The sequence below is a fragment of the Shewanella acanthi genome (assembly GCF_019457475.1).
In the GTDB taxonomy this organism is placed as follows: domain Bacteria; phylum Pseudomonadota; class Gammaproteobacteria; order Enterobacterales; family Shewanellaceae; genus Shewanella; species Shewanella acanthi.
The window spans coordinates 722,286-738,498 of record NZ_CP080413.1 but is presented as its reverse complement, the minus strand read 5'-3'; the positions used below and the strand labels follow the sequence as shown (position 1 = coordinate 738,498).

The following is a 16,213-nucleotide window of genomic DNA, read 5'->3' as shown; positions in this document are numbered from 1 at the left end:
TACAGTGCCCGACATCAAGCTCTTTGCTGGGAACGCCACCCCCAGTCTCGCTAAGAAGATAGCCGATCGTCTTTTTTGTAAATTAGGAGACGCAGTGGTTGGTCGTTTCAGCGACGGTGAAATCAGTGTCCAAATTAACGAAAACGTTCGTGGTGCCGATGTATTCATCATCCAATCCACCTGTGCACCAACCAACGATAACCTGATGGAACTCATCGTAATGGTTGACGCACTACGCCGCGCTTCAGCGGGTCGTATCACTGCCGTTATTCCTTACTTTGGCTATGCTCGTCAAGACCGTCGCGTACGTAGCGCACGTGTGCCTATTACCGCAAAAGTGGTTGCAGACTTCCTGTCTAGCGTAGGTGTTGACCGCGTTCTGACCTGTGATTTACACGCAGAACAAATTCAAGGCTTCTTCGATGTTCCTGTAGACAACGTTTTCGGTAGCCCAGTGTTACTCGAAGACATGTTTGCTAAGAAATTAGACAACCCTGTGGTTGTTTCTCCAGACATCGGCGGCGTTGTTCGCGCCCGTGCAGTGGCGAAACTGTTAGACGATTCAGATCTGGCCATCATCGACAAGCGTCGCCCACAAGCTAACGTTGCTCAAGTTATGCACATCATCGGTGATGTTCAAGGCCGTGACTGCATTATCGTTGACGATATGATCGACACAGGCGGCACTCTGTGTAAAGCAGCTGAAGCCCTGAAGGAACACGGTGCAAACCGCGTATTTGCCTACGCGACTCACCCTGTATTCTCTGGTAAAGCAGCTGAAAATATCGAAAACTCAGTTATCGATGAAGTGATCGTAACCGACACTGTACCTTTAAGCCCTGAAATGCTTAAAGTGTCAAAAGTAACTCAATTGACCATGTCTGCTGTACTGGCTGAAGCGATTCGCCGCGTAAGCAACGAAGAGTCAATCTCAGCAATGTTTAGCCACTAATAGTGAGTTAGATTGCATCAAAAAACGCACCCGAGGGTGCGTTTTTTATTTGCAGCATTTGTACTAGCTCATTTGCCTTAGTTGCCCAACTTAGACACCAGCCCATTCCGTTCCCGATAATCATTCTTAATTATGCTTAAACGCCAAATAAAAAACGCACCCGAGGCGTTAACCCAAAGTGCGTTTTACATACAAGTGTTGTAGAGAGAAACATTCACACTCGCTGCGATCAAATGGAGGCAATCGGCTTAAATTTTAAAGGTTCCCACAGCTCCCTGGAGATATCCTGCCTGCGCCTTAAGCTCATCTGCAGCAGATGCATTGACTCTCGCGGTGTGTGAGGCTTCTTCAGCAATGTCGCGAATCACTACCACGTTCTTATTCACCTCGGCAGCCACCATGCTTTGCTCCTCAATTGCGGCGGCAATCTGGGTGCTCATATCCATGATATTGCGCACGTCGGTATTGATCAGGCTTAATAACTCACCCGCGGCGGCGGCCTGCTCGGCGCTTTCGTTACCCTGCTTTTGGCTAGCATCCATCAACTGCACAATGGAACGGGTACGGCTCTGCAGCGTTTGAATAATGTTAGCAATTTCCTGAGTGGAGGCTTGAGTGCGCATCGCCAGATTACGCACCTCATCGGCTACCACTGCAAAGCCCCTGCCTTGCTCGCCCGCACGAGCAGCTTCGATTGCGGCATTAAGTGCCAAAAGATTAGTCTGTTCGGCAATGGCGCGGATCACATCCAATACACTGCCGATGGTTTCGCTGTCGCGCTCCAGTTCATCCACAACAGAGGCGCTGCTATTGATCTGCTCAGCCAGCAGCCTGATTTTTTGAATGGTTTCTTCAACCTCAATTTGCCCCTTCTGAGCATTGTCATGGGTTTTTCCTGCTTTATGGGCAGCCAACTCAGTAGTTTTAGCAATCTCATCAATGGTCGCGCCCATTTCAGTGATGGCAGTCGCCACCATATCGGTTTCATTGAGCTGTTTGGATACGCCATCAGAGGCAATTAACGCATTATCCGAGACACTGGCACAGGAATTATTGATAGTCCCTACAGATTCAATAACTTGCTCAATAAGCTGTTGGAAGCCAGCCAGCATACGGTTAAAGTGCATCGCAATTTCACCGAGCTCATCTTGATTGGACTCATCGCACCTTAAGGTAAGATCTTTAGTAACTTCGATGCGGGAAAACACTTGAGTGATGCTTTCAACTGGATTGATAATGCTACGAATAATCAGGTAAGTCACAGTCGCAAGCACTGCTGCAATCAAGATAAAGATAGTGATCCCAAGGTTGAAGGTTGAACTTTGGGCATCATCAATTGCCTTAAGAGCAAGCTCATGTAATTCAATGGCACTTTCCTCAATCTGTTTATTGGCATCGTGCAGTTTTGCCAATGTACCTTGTTTTTCATCAAGGCCAAATTGCTGCTCCTTAGTCACCAGTGCCCTAAATTCCTTTTGATATAAATCAATCAAATTTGAAACTTTTTGCTTTACATCATAATCGAGATCAGAGGCCTGAAGACTCCTTTCAAAGCCGCTAATGTTTTTCTCAAAAGTCTCTACGTAGCTCATCTCACGGCGCAGCATAAAATCCTTTTCATTGCGTCTAAGCTGCAGCATGGCGACTTCGAGAGACAATTGCTGATTTTGTTTAAGCATGGTTTCGATGTTATGTACCGCATCTCGCAAATTTCCATAGAGGCCTGTTTTAGGGGTTAGGCCAATTTCCTGTTGCAGTTGCACGACTTCTTTGAAAGCGGTCTGATACTGGTTTAAATGGCGATCGAATCCCTCAAGCGCTGTCGTCTGTAGGCCGTAGTCCTTAAAGGTCTGCTCAAGTTGTGGAAGAACTTTGTCTATTTCACCATGTACTTTCTGATGTTTTTCAACATATTGCATTTCTTTTCGGGCAAAAAAATCCTTTTCGTGTTTACGCAGCATTAAAACATCCCTTTCAAGCTCGAGCACATTTTGCGCTGCAGATGAGAGTTCTGTCTCAACCGAATTTGAATGGAGCTGTAACCCGAACATCCCAATCAATGCGGTGATAGAGAGAGCCGCACTGAGTAACAACTTTGAGCGGATTAACATATAAAGTCCCCTAAATGTCTGACATCCCATAAAATATAGCTTGGAGTTTATGCCTTAACAGCAAAAGCTTGGCATAGACCAGAAAATCTTTCCGGATAATAGGTCTTGCGCATTTTTCAGCCTGAGTTTCGCACTACGTTTAACGGTTAAATCAGTGCTAACCCCGTCAATGGCACTGCAAAATTAGCGCCACATTAATAATGAACAGTTACCAAAATGATAAATACAACTTATTTATCAGTACCTTATTAAAATAAATTGCATATATGCAATACCGATAGAAATGTAGAATGGATGCGACAGCCAAAAATATAAAAATTTTTTATCTCGCTACAAACCTTTTACTCATCCCAAAGCGTCAAATTGACAACGAATTTTACTAGGACAGGAAAGTACAGTGACGGCAGGGTTCCCCCCACTTAATAGCGCAATGCCTGAATTTGAACTGGTCGCCTTGGCCAGCCAAGGCAATCGAGAGGCATTTAAGCAACTGTACTTAAGCCACCATCAACGCATCTACGCCTTGTCGTTACGTTTGTGTGGCCAAGTTAGCCAAGCCGAAGAAATTACACAGGAATGCTTTATTTTGGTGTGGCAAAAACTGCCACAGTTTCGCCAAGAGAGTCAGTTTTCAACTTGGCTACATAGTATTTGTGTCAATCAGGCATTGAGCAGTATTCGTAAACAAAAATCCTTTTGGGCACGCTTTATTCCAATGGAAGCTGAATTGGAGCCAACAGGATTAAATGAACAGTATCAGGGATTAGACAGATTGCTTCTCAAGTTGCCCGAAAGAGCACGAATCGTATTCGTGTTGTGTGCAATAGAGGGCTATCAACATGATGAAATCGCCCAATTGCTTGGTATTGCCGTTGGGACGAGTAAGACTCAATACCACAGGGCCAGGCAATTACTACAGGAGATGCTGTAATGACTCAAACACCGCGTTCCAGTGATGCACAGCTCCAGCAGTTAATTAGTAAAATGCCAAAAGATATCGCGCCTTCGCAGGATCTTTGGCAACAAATTGAACAACGAATGGACAGATCGCCACTTAAGCAGGCGACTCAGGCAAGCCGCACTAAGGTGTGGTCACAATGGGCTATTGCTGCTGGGGTCATCATCGCCCTATCACTAGGAATAAAATCCTTAAATAACAATGATATCAGCAATGTAATAACGGCTATGTCAGACAATCCCCAGTTGAACCAAGTCAGTGATGACAATCAGGCGCTGCAGCAATTGTTAGTGCAGATAGCTCAGACCCACGAGGCTCAGCTTAAAAACCTGCAGCAAACGCCCAATGCCCTCGTCTGGCAAACCACTCGCCTCGGCGCGCCATTGGAGCAGGGAATTGAAGAATTAAAACGTGCAGGTGAGCAGATTTACCGCGCCCTGCAGGCAAACCCAACGGATAAACAACTTTGGCAGCTTTGGCTATGGGTGCAACAGCGTGAAATCGATCTGTTACAACAGGGCCAAAGCCTCTCCATCAAGAACCCAACACAAGGAAACTCCCTATGACCCACTCTTCCCTAACGAAAATCAGTATACTGTTTTCGACCCTCTATCTTGGCATGCTAAGCAATGTGTTTGCCGCGCAAAGCGTTGATAAACAATTGGCGATCAGTAGCGACACCCAAGTTCAAATCAAAGTCCAACGGGGCGATATCAATATCGAGAGTTGGGATCAAAGTGAAGTCAGCGTCACTGGTACACTCGATGAAATGAGCGAAGGTTTTATCTTTGAGCAAAAGGGCAATAACCTCAACATCGAAGATAAAATGCCACGCCACTATAACGGCGGCGATCAGGATGGTTCGAAGCTCACCATTAAAGTACCAAGAACGGTCAAGCTAAGTGCCGATACAGTTTCAGCCAATCTTCAAATTACTCAAACCCAAGGAGAAATTGACTTCAGCACGGTGAGCGGCAATATCCTTGCCGATAGTTTAGGTGGTACACCTTCGCTGCACACAGTATCGGGTAATATCACCACCAAAGGCTTTGACGGCAAAACCATGCTGGATACTGTTTCTGGTGATATTAAAGATACTGAAAGTAAAGGTGAAATTAAGTATCGACTGGTGAGTGGAGAACTCGAAAGCCAAACCCTAGCTGAAAAAGTCAAAATAGAGCAGGTCTCAGGGGAAATTATCGCCGACCTTCGATTGGCAAAAAGTATTTCGGTGAGAACCGTGAGCGGCGATATCGAAGTGATTGTTGGCAAAAGTTTCGATAAAGCAAACCTTGAGAGCGTTAGCGGCGATATTACAACCCGCTTCGTTGAACTTCCCGATGCCAGCTTTGACTTAAATGGCGGCCCAGGTGGCAAAATTAAAAACGGTTTAAGCCAAGACGTTCCACAAAAAAGTAAGTATGTTCAAAGTGAATCACTGACCTTTGAAACCGGGACGGGATCGGGTGATGTCACTATGAATACCATCAGCGGAAACTTGATCCTAAAAACCTTAACTCAAGGTAGCGCCAAGGTTGAAGTAACACTGAATTAACCTAAAATGCCGCCTAGGGCGGCATTTTTATAGCAAGTAACACAGGCTTAATTGAGACTAAATCGAAGCAATTTCAGCGTCAGTGAGGTAACGCCACTCTCCGAGATCAAGACGTGGGTCAAGTTCAATGCTACCAATGCTTTCACGGTGTAGCCCCACAACATGATTGCCTTGAGCTGCAAACATCCGCTTAACTTGGTGGTATTTACCCTCGGTAATAGTTAGCCGAACTAAGTTTGGCTCGATAATCTCCAGCAGCGCGGGTTTTGTCAGACCATCCTCGTTACGCAGCTCAATCCCCGCTGCAAAAATCGGAATTAAGCTTTCATCTACAGGTTCAGCGAGATTGACCAGATAACGCTTGCCGCATTCCTTTTTGGGTGAGGTGATTTTATGGGACCACTGACCATCGCTTGTTATTAGCACTAAGCCCGTGGTGTCGACATCTAATCGCCCAGCAATATGCAAAGTCTCCGGCTTTTCGATATCGAGCAGACTTAATACCGATGGATAGACCTCGTCGATGGTTGAGCAAATGGTATCGATGGGTTTATTGAGCATCAAATAACGCTCTCCAATCAGCGATATTGGCTCGCCCTCTAGGCAAACCTGCATGCCCTTAATAACTTTAAACCCTGAATCCTTCACGACAACCCCATCACAGGTGATGTCACCGCGGTGCAAAGCCTTTTTGGCTAGGGTTCGAGTCAGTGAGGTACACTCACAAATAAATTTGTCTAAACGCACGTGATTACTCAATTTCAAAAAATTCAGCCATATTATGGGGCCAGCGTCCATAAAGGGCAAAGAATACCCTAAGTTCGCAAAGCACCAATCCAATTATTTCAGTCAAAGCCAAGCAATCGATTTTAGCCACATAGAACCTTTGTGATACCTAAGTACTTGCAAGTTAATAGGCTTTTTATCGAACCGCGTTAATACCGCTGCGGGGTGAGGGTTTATGGTAATTTTTAGTTACAACTCCAAGATAATAAATCTTGGCAAAAAACTGTAACAACCTTGTTTAAAAACCAGCATAAGCATTAACATACGGGCGTTGCGCCTGAAGCAATCCCGTTTAGTTGCCAAATAGCCCCTAAATTGGGCACAAAAACAAACTCAAAGGAAAGAACATGAGAAAAGTACTCATTGGGGGACTCTGTGCCTCACTCATTGCAGGTCTGACTGCCTGTAACGATAAACCTGCTGAAGTAAAAGCACCTGAAGCCACAAAAACAGCAACAGCTGCCGCGGTAACAAAGGCATTAAGCTCAGGTATTGTATTTGAAAACTTTGACAAGTCAGTGCGTCCACAGGACAACTTCTATGAGTACGTAAACGGTGCTTGGTTAAAATCGGCAGAGATCCCAAGCGATCGTACCAGCATTGGTTCATTCTACGATCTGCGTGAAAAATCACGTGACGATGTTAAAGCCATTATCGAAGAAGTGGCTGCTACAGCAAACCTAGTAGAAGGTACCGACGAGCAGAAAGTGGCCGATCTTTACCGTTCATTTATGGACACTGCGACCCTAAATAAACTTGGCGTAACGCCACTGAAAGGCGAGTTTGATGCGATTGCAGCCCTTGCCGACAAAAACGAATTAGCAAAATACTTTGCCCACAGCCAAATCATTGGCGCGGGCACGCCAATGGCATTCTACATCGATATCGATGCGAAGAACTCAAGCCGTTATGCCACTCACCTGTGGCAATATGGTTTAAGCCTGCCAGAGAAGGATTACTACTTCAATCAAGCAGAGCGTTTCGTCAATATTCGTAAGGCCTACCTGGCTCACATCGAAAAAATGTTCACGCTGGCAGGTCTTGCCAATCCTAAAGCAAGCGCTGAAGCAGTACTGGCCCTAGAAACTGCCATCGCAGAAAAACACTGGGATGTGGTTGAAACCCGCGACAGCACTAAGACTTACAACTTATACCAAGTTAAAGATCTGCCAAGCTTAGCACCCGATTTCGACTGGACAGCTTACCTAACGACCTTAGGTGCAGAAAAACAAACTGACATCATCGTTAATCAACCAAGCTTTATCCAAGGTTTCAACGAAATTTTCAAGTCGACCGATCTGGCGACTTGGAAAACTTACATGCAATGGCAAGTACTGACTCACGCGGCAAGCAACTTGAGCGAAGATCTCGACAAAGAAAACTTCGAATTCTTCGCTAAGACCCTAAACGGTCAAGAAGAACAAGAACCACGTTGGAAGCGCGGTGTTGCTGCGGTTAACGGCGTATTAGGCGAAGTAGTGGGTAAAGTGTACGTTAAGCGTCACTTCGCACCAGAAGCCAAAGAGCGTATGCAAACGCTGGTTGAAAACCTGCGCGGCGCCTATGGCGATAGCATCAAAGACCTGACGTGGATGAGCGACACCACAAAACTGGCCGCCGCTGAAAAGTTAGCTAAATTCAATCCTAAAATTGGTTATCCAAACAAGTGGGAAGACTACAGCAAGCTGACCATCAAAGCCGATGACTTAATCGGTAACGCCGTTCGCGCAAGCGAAGTTCAGCATGCTAAGTCACTGGCTAAATTAGGCGCGCCTATCGACAGAGATGAGTGGCATATGACGCCACAAACGGTTAACGCTTACTACAACCCAACCATGAACGAAATCGTGTTCCCTGCAGCGATTTTGCAACCACCTTTCTTCAACATGGAAGCGGATGACGCCGTTAACTACGGCGGTATTGGGGCGGTTATCGGCCACGAAATGGGCCACGGTTTCGACGACCAAGGTGCTAAGTTCGACGGCGAAGGCAACATGCGCGACTGGTGGACTGAGAAAGATCTACAAGAGTTCGCAACCCGTGGCAAAGCGCTTATCGCTCAATACGATGGCTACTATGTGTTTGACGACCTGCACGTAAACGGTAGTTTAACTTTAGGTGAAAACATCGGTGATTTATCAGGTGTGACTATCGCCTACCGCGCCTATAAGAAGTCGCTAAACGGTAAAGAAGCACCGGTTATCGACGGTTTAACTGGCGATCAACGTTTCTTCATCGGCTTCACCCAAATTTGGCGTGCAAAAGCCAAAGAAGAAGCCATGCGCAACCGCGTAGCGACTGACCCGCACTCACCTGCGGAATTCCGCGCACTGGGCGCCCTGTCTAACATGCCTGAGTTCTACACCACATACGATGTAAAACAAGGTGATGCTATGTACATCGCTCCAGAGAAACGCGTAAAAATTTGGTAATTTTTACCTAATTTGCTGGGTTAAGCCCCAAGCTGAATTCGCCCGATGATGGCGCCGTTATCCGCAAGGTAACGGCGCCATTTTTATTGCTAAATTAGGACTAAAGATTCAAGGAGGAATGTGAGCCAATCGGCAAGATGAACAAGTCTTAATCATTGATTCAGCTTTAATTAAGCGCCAGCACCCTAAGGTGTTCCTGTGACCTGTATCACCTCAATAAGGAAGTAGGCGTTATGAACAAGTTGTTTCGTACCTTTTTTGTCTTTCTACTCTTATTATCAACCCGCACCGGTGTTGCCAACCCTCTCGATCTCAGTGAGTCCCGCACCGAGCTTGGCAGTTACAGTGAAAGACAAGCCCAAACCCACGATCTCGATGGCCTCTATGCCCTAAGTAGTCAAACCTTCGAGAATCCTCGCCAAGCCTGGAATAATTTAGATGAACTGTATGCCATTGCAGGTGAAGCGCAATTTGAGTTGGCAACATTATTGGGGCAAATCACACAGCATTCTCAATCGCAACTTATTCTGCCTGAAGTCAAAAGCTATCAACGCGCCGCCGATAAAATTGCCCATAAATTTAACGGTGATGCCAGTCAGCTTACCGATATTGCCCGCGCAACCTTAGTGTGCGGCAGTATTAACGAGCTAATGCAGGCCTATCATGCCTTAAGTGAGCAGGCTCAAGTGGTGAAGCAAAAAAACCGCTTTGCCGAGCCAAAGGCCTCGGGCTATCGCGACCTAAATCTGTTAGTTCGCCTTCCCAATACAGGCATGATTGCCGAAGTGCAATTGCACCTTAAGGACATTGCCGAAATTAAGAGCGGCCCTGAACATGAGGTTTACGAACAGATACAACGAATTGAAGCGAAAGCGAAACAGCAGCAACGGGGGTTGAGTGAATTTGAAACCGTACAGATTGCCAAATTGCGTCAGGCATCCCATAAGCTGTATCACAAGGCATGGCTGAACTATAAACGTGTTGCCGACGGCAGTTTGCTTAATACCGCCGTCGCTTAACCCTTACTTTTCTTTTTGAAGCATCCCCGCTTCCACTCTTGCGCTGGCGATTAGTGACAAAATACTAAGATGCCAGCGCCTTTTTTTACGCATTTTACGCAGATGGCATCTTCAAGCCGCAGAATAGCAATTTCCCCCTTTAGCTCGCTCCCTCGCATCAAACGGGGTTTAACTATATAATCCCGCGCCATAAGGCCACCCTTAAGGAAATCCCATGCACGACATCATTGAGCAACTCCAAGAACGCAGCGAAACCGTGCCAGTGCCGTTGGAGTTACCCACATTTGAGCAATTGGTAGAAGTGGAAGAGCAAATCCTGATCCCACTACCGAGGGAGCTTAAGGAATACCTGCTCTATGCCAGTGACGTCATTTATGGGGCTATTGAGCCTGTCACGGCTGCGGATCCCTATTCGCACACCTATCTGCCCGAAGTCACCTGCTATGCTTGGTCTATCGGTCTACCAAGGGACTTAATTGCCATCTGTCAGTTAGGGGATGACTTCTACTGTATCGATCAGGATGGCCAAGTGCATTTTTGGAAAAATGGCGACTTTGCCGATATCTACTGGGAATCATTCTGGGAATGGGTTGAAGATATCTGGCTTAAAAACAAATACTAATTTTATATTTACCCACTTTATCTTTATCAAACTGAGAACCGCATTATGTCTAAAAACATTGGCTTGAACGCCATCGAAATAAGCTACCTACGCCAATCCCTAGGCCTAAGTGCGGCTCAAGCTGCGCAGTTAACCAATAACACTGAAGCCGAAGTCTTAGCCTGGGAAAGTGGCGAAACGGAAGTACCTGAGCTGGCACAGAAAAAACTATTAGATTTAGACGATATCATCGAGATGCAAGTACTTAATACCACAGATGGTATTGAGGCACTGTTTAAGAAGGAACCCAAGCGTCATTTGGCCTTCGTAGTTTACCCAACCCAAGCGATTTACAGCCAATACAACCCTGAATTTTTAAGCTCTCTGCCACTGACAGAGCTTTACAACACAGCAGCATGGCGCATCAAAAAAGAATGTAAGCTGGTACTTGAAGTCGACGTGAGCTTAATCGCCTTAAACGTTGAAGCCTATAAAGCCTACCGCGAGCAAAACGGCCTCAGCGAAAGCCGTGAAAGCCGCGCGAAATGGGCGGCAACCCAGCTTTAAATCCGATCTCCATTGAACAAAAGGGCAGATATTCCTCTGCCCTTTTTTAACTGATGCTTTTCTTTGAGCTTTAAAAGCTCCTTCAATTGCGCTTTGATTTACCCTTGGTTTTGGGCTGCGATGACTTCCATCTTCTTCATCGCCGTCTTAAGACTCGGACGTGCGGCAAGTCGGTCACGATAGGCAGCCAGTTTCGGCGGAATTTGTTGCTCAAACAAGGTGCCCCACATCAGGGTATGGGCCAGCAGAATATCGGCAACGCAAATCTCATCACTCAATAAGAACTCTGTCTCTGGCAACATGGTTTCGGCTGACGCTGCGGCTTTATCAAATTCCCACACAGCGCAGGGCATTATCGATGGATGACGTTGCTCCATTGGCAATGCAAACTTATGTTTGCCAAGGGTCCACAACGGCTGCTCAAGTTCAGTAATGATAAAGCTTACCCATTGATGGTGCTTACCCGAGGCCACGCTTCCCACCTCTGGCAGCAACTTGCCAAATTTTTCAGCTAAATACTGACAAATAGCTGCGGATTCTGACATTACTAAGTCGCCGTCGGTTAATACTGGCACCTTAGCGCAGGGATTGAGGGCTAAAAATTGCGGACTTCTGTGCTCGGCCTTATTCATATCAACAAACGAAAAATTCCAATCGACACCGAGCTCTTCTAGCACCCAAGCCACCCGCAAGGCGCGGCTCTTAGGCATACCGTATAAGGTAATCATAAAATATCCTTTTTGTTATTTGGGCTTTCCACTTTGGTTTAGACTCGCTGAACAAAGCGCTTTAGGCAAGATACACCGAGAAGCGGTTAACTCAAACCCATAAAAAAACGGCGCCAAAGCGCCGTTTTTAACAGGATAAACATGAGGATTAGAAGTTCATCGTTAACTTAGAATAGATATAACGGCCCATAGGGTTATGAACAGAGATCACATAACCATACAGGTCGGTATCACCATCACCGATAGCAAATGGTGGTTCCTCATCGAATACGTTGTTCACACCAAGGGTCAACTTAACAGTTTCGTTGAAACGGTAGCTTCCTGACATATCGACTAACAGCTGAGCATCAATCATACGCGACTTGTTGCTTTCGAAATCCAATGCGCCGTCGAAATCGATATCTGGCGTATCTTCAAATTCACCGATGTAGCTCAAATTCACGTTTGCGGCAAAGTTATCCATAGTCCAGTTACTGGTCAGTAACCAACGGTGTTGTGGGTACTTATACTCGCCGGTGTAATCTAGGCCGTCTTTCTCAAACTTATGCAGGTAGCTGTATTCCAAACCAAAGCGTAAATCACCATAGTCAGCAAGCTCTAAGCCATAGTGAGTAGACAAGTCTAGGCCTTGGACTTCTTGAGAGCTTAAGTTGATAAAGCTTGAATGGATAATACTAATTGGACCTAAGGTTTGACCATCCTCCGGCGCTAAACGCACACACACAGTGCTGTTTTGATCGTTACAATTCGCAGCATAGATATCGCCAAGCGGCTGCTTATCAATTTTATTGTCTTGCGTGATGCTAAAAATATCGAAACCGATGTCGAATTTCTGACTTGGTGCCCAAATAGTACCAATATTCCAAGTTTCAGATTCTTCAGCATCCAGATCAGAGTTACCCGCAAACTCAGTATTGTAGTCTAACGCTTTGCAATCAACGCCATCAGAAAGACAGCGATAGTTATCAATAAAGAAACTACTTTCACGTGATGGACCTAAACCGATTTGTGCCAATGATGGTGCGCGAAAACCCGTAGACCAAGAACCTCGGGTCGTGATTTCATCGGTAATGCCCCATTGGAACGCAACTTTAGGATTAGTGGTTGAACCAAAATCACTGTAATGATCGTAACGGCCCGCTAATTGCAGTTCAAAATTGTCCGTCACAGGAACCGAGAACTCGATATAACCTGCGTATTGATCACGTGCTGCAGCCGCAGACACTGCTTCAGTACCGAAAATCAGACCGCGCTGGAACTGCTCATCTGGCACGTCGCTCACGCTTTCTTCGCGGTATTCAACACCCGCAGCCATCATGATATCACGCTCAGCTAAAGTGAAAGCTTGACCAGAGATATTTGCCGCATAAGAAGTCATACTCGATAAGCCTTGGCGTACTAGGCTAGTCGTGATCGCATCAATCACTTCTTGAGAGTTAAAAGTACCACCAAATGGGTTGTAACGACCTGCATCAATCTCAGCCTGTAGATAGTCAGTACGGATCCAACCTTGGCTGTTATCACCCGTCTGTAATGATTCACTGCGACCGCGTTGTACTGAGGCTTCCCAATCCCAATCGCTAACAGTGCCACGAAGACCTGCAACTAAACGTAAAGTATCAGATTCGATATCCCAGCGGCGGGCGCCCGCATCGACGGTACGGAAACGACCGATTTTAATATCTTCACCCCAAGGATTGTTAGGATGATCGGCAGGAACCGTTAACTCAGCATCTTCATCCAGCGGTGTAGGAGCGCCGCCCGCTTCAGAGGTATTGTGCTGCGCTGCCAGTTCCAAGAAACCCGTTAAATCATCGTTAAAGTGATATTCAAATTGACCAATAGCCCCGACACGTTCAGCAGCAGGTGCAACTAAGTTGTAGGGACCGTAATCAAATAAACAGCTACCGCTTGCCGTAGCGCTGTCAGCAGGACAATCTGGGTCAATGGTTTTTTTACCACCAACATAGAAATAACCAGGGAAGCCGCGTGATGAACGAAGATCTTCGCCGCCATAGGGACTTTGATCGGCGGTACCGAAACGGCCTAAATCTGTTGCCGCAAGAGTACCGTTGTTAAAGTAATCGAGAATGATAGACGCGCTACCCTTCTCTGACTTCATGCCCCAAACCATGCTGGCGGTGGTTTCATCGTAACCTGTGCCAGGGGTATCACCGTAGCCTAAGTTAATTTCAAGACCTTCGATGTCTTTTTTCAGCACTATGTTAACTACGCCTGCAATCGCATCTGAACCATAAATGGCCGACGCACCATCTTTTAGAATATCGATACGTTCGATAGCAGAAACTGGAATATTGTTAATATCGACGAAAGAGTTAGTAATACCTTCAGCAAACGCACTTGCTGCCACACGGCGACCGTTAATTAACACTAATGTTGCATCTGGACCTAAGCCACGCAAACTGATAGATGCGCCACCGTTAGCAGTCGAGTCTTGGCTATTTCCACGGGTAGAGAATGCTCCCGCGCCATTTGCCGGCATACGCTCGAGTAACTGTTGCAGGTTATCGAAGCCCATGTTTGCGATATCGTCTTTACTAATAGATTGGATTGGAGAAGGCCCTTCAATATCTGTACGCTTGATACGCGAACCAGTTACTTCAATGCGTTCAACTTTATCAGCACCATTATCTGCCGCTTGGGCAATGCTTGGTGACATCGCCATGGCGATAGCACACGCACACGCGCTCGGTAAAATCTGAGGTCTCATCACTTACTTCCCCTAAAATATTATTGTTAAAATTATTTTACATTTTTGAAATAATTACTTTGCACAGACAAATTAATGCGTTAAAAAACAAAGTCAATGGGGGACTCTAAAAAGTTAACAGATTGTTCACTTTAAGAGCATGTTTAGATTTTAAAATATACAAAACAACTATAAATGACTAAATCAATGCATTTTAAAAGTGCAATTGATTGCAATTGATAAGTTGAAATGAAAAGACTCAAGCCGAATGAAGCGGCATAAATTTGGGGGGGAGAATGAAGCACAATGAGTCACAAATTTTTTACATGTGGGATTTGATTGGGGTGAATATCAATCTGTTATTATCAAGACGCTGACCTTAAAAGCAAAACCAACACTAAAACAAGAAAATCAAAATCCAATATGACCAATAGCCACACTCAGATCTTGTCCAGACATTGGACACAACAACTCTCTGACAGTATTAAAGCCATGGGGCCTGGCATGTTAATGGCAGCTGCCGCCGTTGGTGCCTCCCATTTAGTCTCTTCAACCCGTGCAGGTGCCGAATTTGGTTGGCAATTAGCTTGGGTGATTCTAGTGGTAAATTTACTCAAATATCCCTTCTTTGCCGCAGGGCCTTACTATACCGCAGCAACCGGTGAGAGCCTGCTACAGGGGTATCTTAAACAAGGACGGGGTTACCTATGGTTATTCACCGGACTCAACGTTATTGCATCCGTTGCCAGCACCGCGGGGGTGTGTATGCTCACCGCGGCCATGTTGACTCAATTTGTTCCTTTACCCATAGAGTTATTGGCATTTTTGGTGTTGTTAACATCGCTAATGCTATTGATTTTAGGGCATTACTCGCTACTTGATCGGCTCACTAAAGTCATTATGTTTGCCCTGACGTTAACGACATTGGTTGCCGCCGCACTCGCACTAGATCATGTAAAGCCACTGTCGAGGGACTTTGTATCCACCTCCCCATGGGAATGGGCTCATGTGGGCTTTTTGGTCGCGATGATGGGATGGATGCCCGCACCAATTGAGATAAGTGCTTGTAATTCACTATGGCTATTAGAAAAACAAAAAAACGCTCCCGTCACAAAAGCACAGGCCCTATTGGATTTTAATCTTGGCTACATTCTCACAGCACTGCTCGCTGTCGTTTTCCTTGCCCTAGGCGCACTAGTGATGCATGGCAGTGGTGAACATTTTTCGGATTCGGGAGCAAAATTTGCCAATCAATTGATCAGTTTGTACAGCAAAGTAATGGGAAGTGAGAGTCAATATCTAATTGGATTAGTTGCTTTTTTATGTATTTTTAGCACCACGGTCACTGTGGTAGATGGTTATAGCCGAACCTTAGATGCCGCATGGCAGTTACTGCGAAATCCGAATATTCCCTACACTCACGCCAGTAAAAAACTGACAGCGATTATGCTCAGCGTCAGTGGCCTAGGGTTACTCCTTATCTTATTTTTTAAGGGGGCTCTACTCCCCTTACTTGAGTTTGTCATGATCCTCGCATTTATGAGCACCACCATCTTCGCTTGGCTAAACTATCGTTTAATGACGAGTCAGCAGTTACCCGAAGCCGATCGTTACGGCCCTAAAATGAAATGGCTCTCTTGGGTAGGATTAGCTTATCTCACTATTTTTGCGATGCTTTTTGTCTACTGGTATGTAGCAATCAAAGCTTAAGATTAGCATTAGGTACCCTTGTTTAATCGACAATATTAAGCTCATCAAGGCGGCATCGTTCTCGCCCGTCATTGCCCTATCGCC

The 16,213-nt window shown here is 45.8% G+C and carries 13 protein-coding genes; 9 read left to right on the top strand and 4 right to left on the bottom strand.

The window, feature by feature from the left end:
- The first annotated feature begins 4 nt into the window (after positions 1 to 4).
- Complete coding sequence (locus K0H61_RS03270; protein WP_220051339.1) at positions 5 to 952, top strand: ribose-phosphate pyrophosphokinase; 948 nt, start codon at positions 5 to 7, stop codon at positions 950 to 952.
- Positions 953 to 1,200: 248 nt separating this feature from the next.
- Here K0H61_RS03270 and K0H61_RS03265 read toward each other — a convergent pair whose 3' ends face one another.
- Positions 1,201 to 3,063 carry a methyl-accepting chemotaxis protein gene (locus tag K0H61_RS03265; protein WP_220051338.1) on the bottom strand — a complete coding sequence of 621 codons (1,863 nt, stop codon included), beginning with the start codon at positions 3,061 to 3,063 and terminating at the stop codon, positions 1,201 to 1,203.
- 397 nt (positions 3,064 to 3,460) lie between these two features.
- Here K0H61_RS03265 and K0H61_RS03260 point away from each other — a divergent pair, with 397 nt between their 5' ends.
- The 3 genes from K0H61_RS03260 to K0H61_RS03250 are packed head-to-tail and all read left to right on the top strand — an operon-like array spanning position 3,461 to position 5,576.
- Positions 3,461 to 3,994: an RNA polymerase sigma factor gene (locus K0H61_RS03260; RefSeq protein ID WP_220051337.1), complete on the top strand. Its 534-nt coding sequence runs from the start codon at positions 3,461 to 3,463 to the stop codon at positions 3,992 to 3,994.
- Positions 3,994 to 4,587, top strand: coding sequence for an anti-sigma factor (locus K0H61_RS03255; protein WP_220051336.1), 594 nt, complete (start codon positions 3,994 to 3,996; stop codon positions 4,585 to 4,587). Before K0H61_RS03260 ends, K0H61_RS03255 begins: the two co-directional genes overlap by 1 nt.
- Positions 4,584 to 5,576 carry a DUF4097 family beta strand repeat-containing protein gene (locus K0H61_RS03250; RefSeq protein WP_220051335.1) on the top strand — a complete coding sequence of 331 codons (993 nt, stop codon included), beginning with the start codon at positions 4,584 to 4,586 and terminating at the stop codon, positions 5,574 to 5,576. The genes K0H61_RS03255 and K0H61_RS03250 overlap by 4 nt, the downstream gene beginning before the upstream one ends.
- A 57-nt stretch (positions 5,577 to 5,633) precedes the next feature.
- Here the strand turns inward: K0H61_RS03250 and rsuA are convergent, their stop codons facing one another.
- The gene (rsuA, locus tag K0H61_RS03245; protein WP_220052435.1) at positions 5,634 to 6,374 is read right to left on the bottom strand and encodes a 16S rRNA pseudouridine(516) synthase RsuA; all 741 of its coding nucleotides are present in this window, start codon (positions 6,372 to 6,374) and stop codon (positions 5,634 to 5,636) included.
- Between the two features lie 335 nt (positions 6,375 to 6,709).
- On the opposite strand from rsuA, the gene K0H61_RS03240 reads away from it, so the two are divergent.
- The 4 genes from K0H61_RS03240 to K0H61_RS03225 all read left to right on the top strand — a co-directional run bounded on the left by K0H61_RS03240 (position 6,710) and on the right by K0H61_RS03225 (position 10,981).
- Complete coding sequence (locus K0H61_RS03240) at positions 6,710 to 8,794, top strand: M13 family metallopeptidase (protein WP_220051334.1); 2,085 nt, start codon at positions 6,710 to 6,712, stop codon at positions 8,792 to 8,794.
- A gap of 233 nt (positions 8,795 to 9,027) precedes the next feature.
- Positions 9,028 to 9,813 carry a RelA/SpoT domain-containing protein gene (locus K0H61_RS03235; protein WP_220051333.1) on the top strand — a complete coding sequence of 262 codons (786 nt, stop codon included), beginning with the start codon at positions 9,028 to 9,030 and terminating at the stop codon, positions 9,811 to 9,813.
- Positions 9,814 to 10,027: 214 nt separating this feature from the next.
- On the top strand, positions 10,028 to 10,435 hold the full coding sequence (locus tag K0H61_RS03230) for an SMI1/KNR4 family protein (protein WP_220051332.1): 408 nt from the start codon (positions 10,028 to 10,030) through the stop codon (positions 10,433 to 10,435).
- A 45-nt stretch (positions 10,436 to 10,480) separates the two neighbouring features.
- Positions 10,481 to 10,981, top strand: a complete 501-nt coding sequence (locus K0H61_RS03225; RefSeq protein ID WP_220051331.1) for a DUF4447 family protein — start codon at positions 10,481 to 10,483, stop codon at positions 10,979 to 10,981.
- Between the two features lie 98 nt (positions 10,982 to 11,079).
- Here K0H61_RS03225 and K0H61_RS03220 read toward each other — a convergent pair whose 3' ends face one another.
- On the bottom strand, positions 11,080 to 11,709 hold the full coding sequence (locus tag K0H61_RS03220) for a glutathione S-transferase family protein (RefSeq protein WP_220051330.1): 630 nt from the start codon (positions 11,707 to 11,709) through the stop codon (positions 11,080 to 11,082).
- Positions 11,710 to 11,857: 148 nt separating this feature from the next.
- Positions 11,858 to 14,443: a TonB-dependent receptor gene (locus K0H61_RS03215; RefSeq protein ID WP_220051329.1), complete on the bottom strand. Its 2,586-nt coding sequence runs from the start codon at positions 14,441 to 14,443 to the stop codon at positions 11,858 to 11,860.
- Positions 14,444 to 14,842: 399 nt separating this feature from the next.
- Between K0H61_RS03215 and K0H61_RS03210 the strand changes: the two genes are divergently transcribed.
- The gene (locus K0H61_RS03210; protein ID WP_220051328.1) at positions 14,843 to 16,129 is read left to right on the top strand and encodes an NRAMP family divalent metal transporter; all 1,287 of its coding nucleotides are present in this window, start codon (positions 14,843 to 14,845) and stop codon (positions 16,127 to 16,129) included.
- The last annotated feature ends 84 nt before the right edge of the window (positions 16,130 to 16,213 follow it).

Bases quoted from the DNA above. Each gene is read 5' to 3' on its own strand.
- rsuA (WP_220052435.1), bottom strand. From the start codon at position 6,374: ATGGACGCTGGCCCCATAATATGGCTGAATTTTTTGAAATTGAGTAAT.
- K0H61_RS03240 (WP_220051334.1), top strand. From the start codon at position 6,710: ATGAGAAAAGTACTCATTGGGGGACTCTGTGCCTCACTCATTGCAGGT.
- K0H61_RS03265 (WP_220051338.1), bottom strand. From the start codon at position 3,063: ATGTTAATCCGCTCAAAGTTGTTACTCAGTGCGGCTCTCTCTATCACC.
- K0H61_RS03210 (WP_220051328.1), top strand. From the start codon at position 14,843: ATGACCAATAGCCACACTCAGATCTTGTCCAGACATTGGACACAACAA.
- K0H61_RS03225 (WP_220051331.1), top strand. From the start codon at position 10,481: ATGTCTAAAAACATTGGCTTGAACGCCATCGAAATAAGCTACCTACGC.
- K0H61_RS03250 (WP_220051335.1), top strand. From the start codon at position 4,584: ATGACCCACTCTTCCCTAACGAAAATCAGTATACTGTTTTCGACCCTC.
- K0H61_RS03230 (WP_220051332.1), top strand. From the start codon at position 10,028: ATGCACGACATCATTGAGCAACTCCAAGAACGCAGCGAAACCGTGCCA.
- K0H61_RS03235 (WP_220051333.1), top strand. From the start codon at position 9,028: ATGAACAAGTTGTTTCGTACCTTTTTTGTCTTTCTACTCTTATTATCA.
- K0H61_RS03255 (WP_220051336.1), top strand. From the start codon at position 3,994: ATGACTCAAACACCGCGTTCCAGTGATGCACAGCTCCAGCAGTTAATT.
- K0H61_RS03220 (WP_220051330.1), bottom strand. From the start codon at position 11,709: ATGATTACCTTATACGGTATGCCTAAGAGCCGCGCCTTGCGGGTGGCT.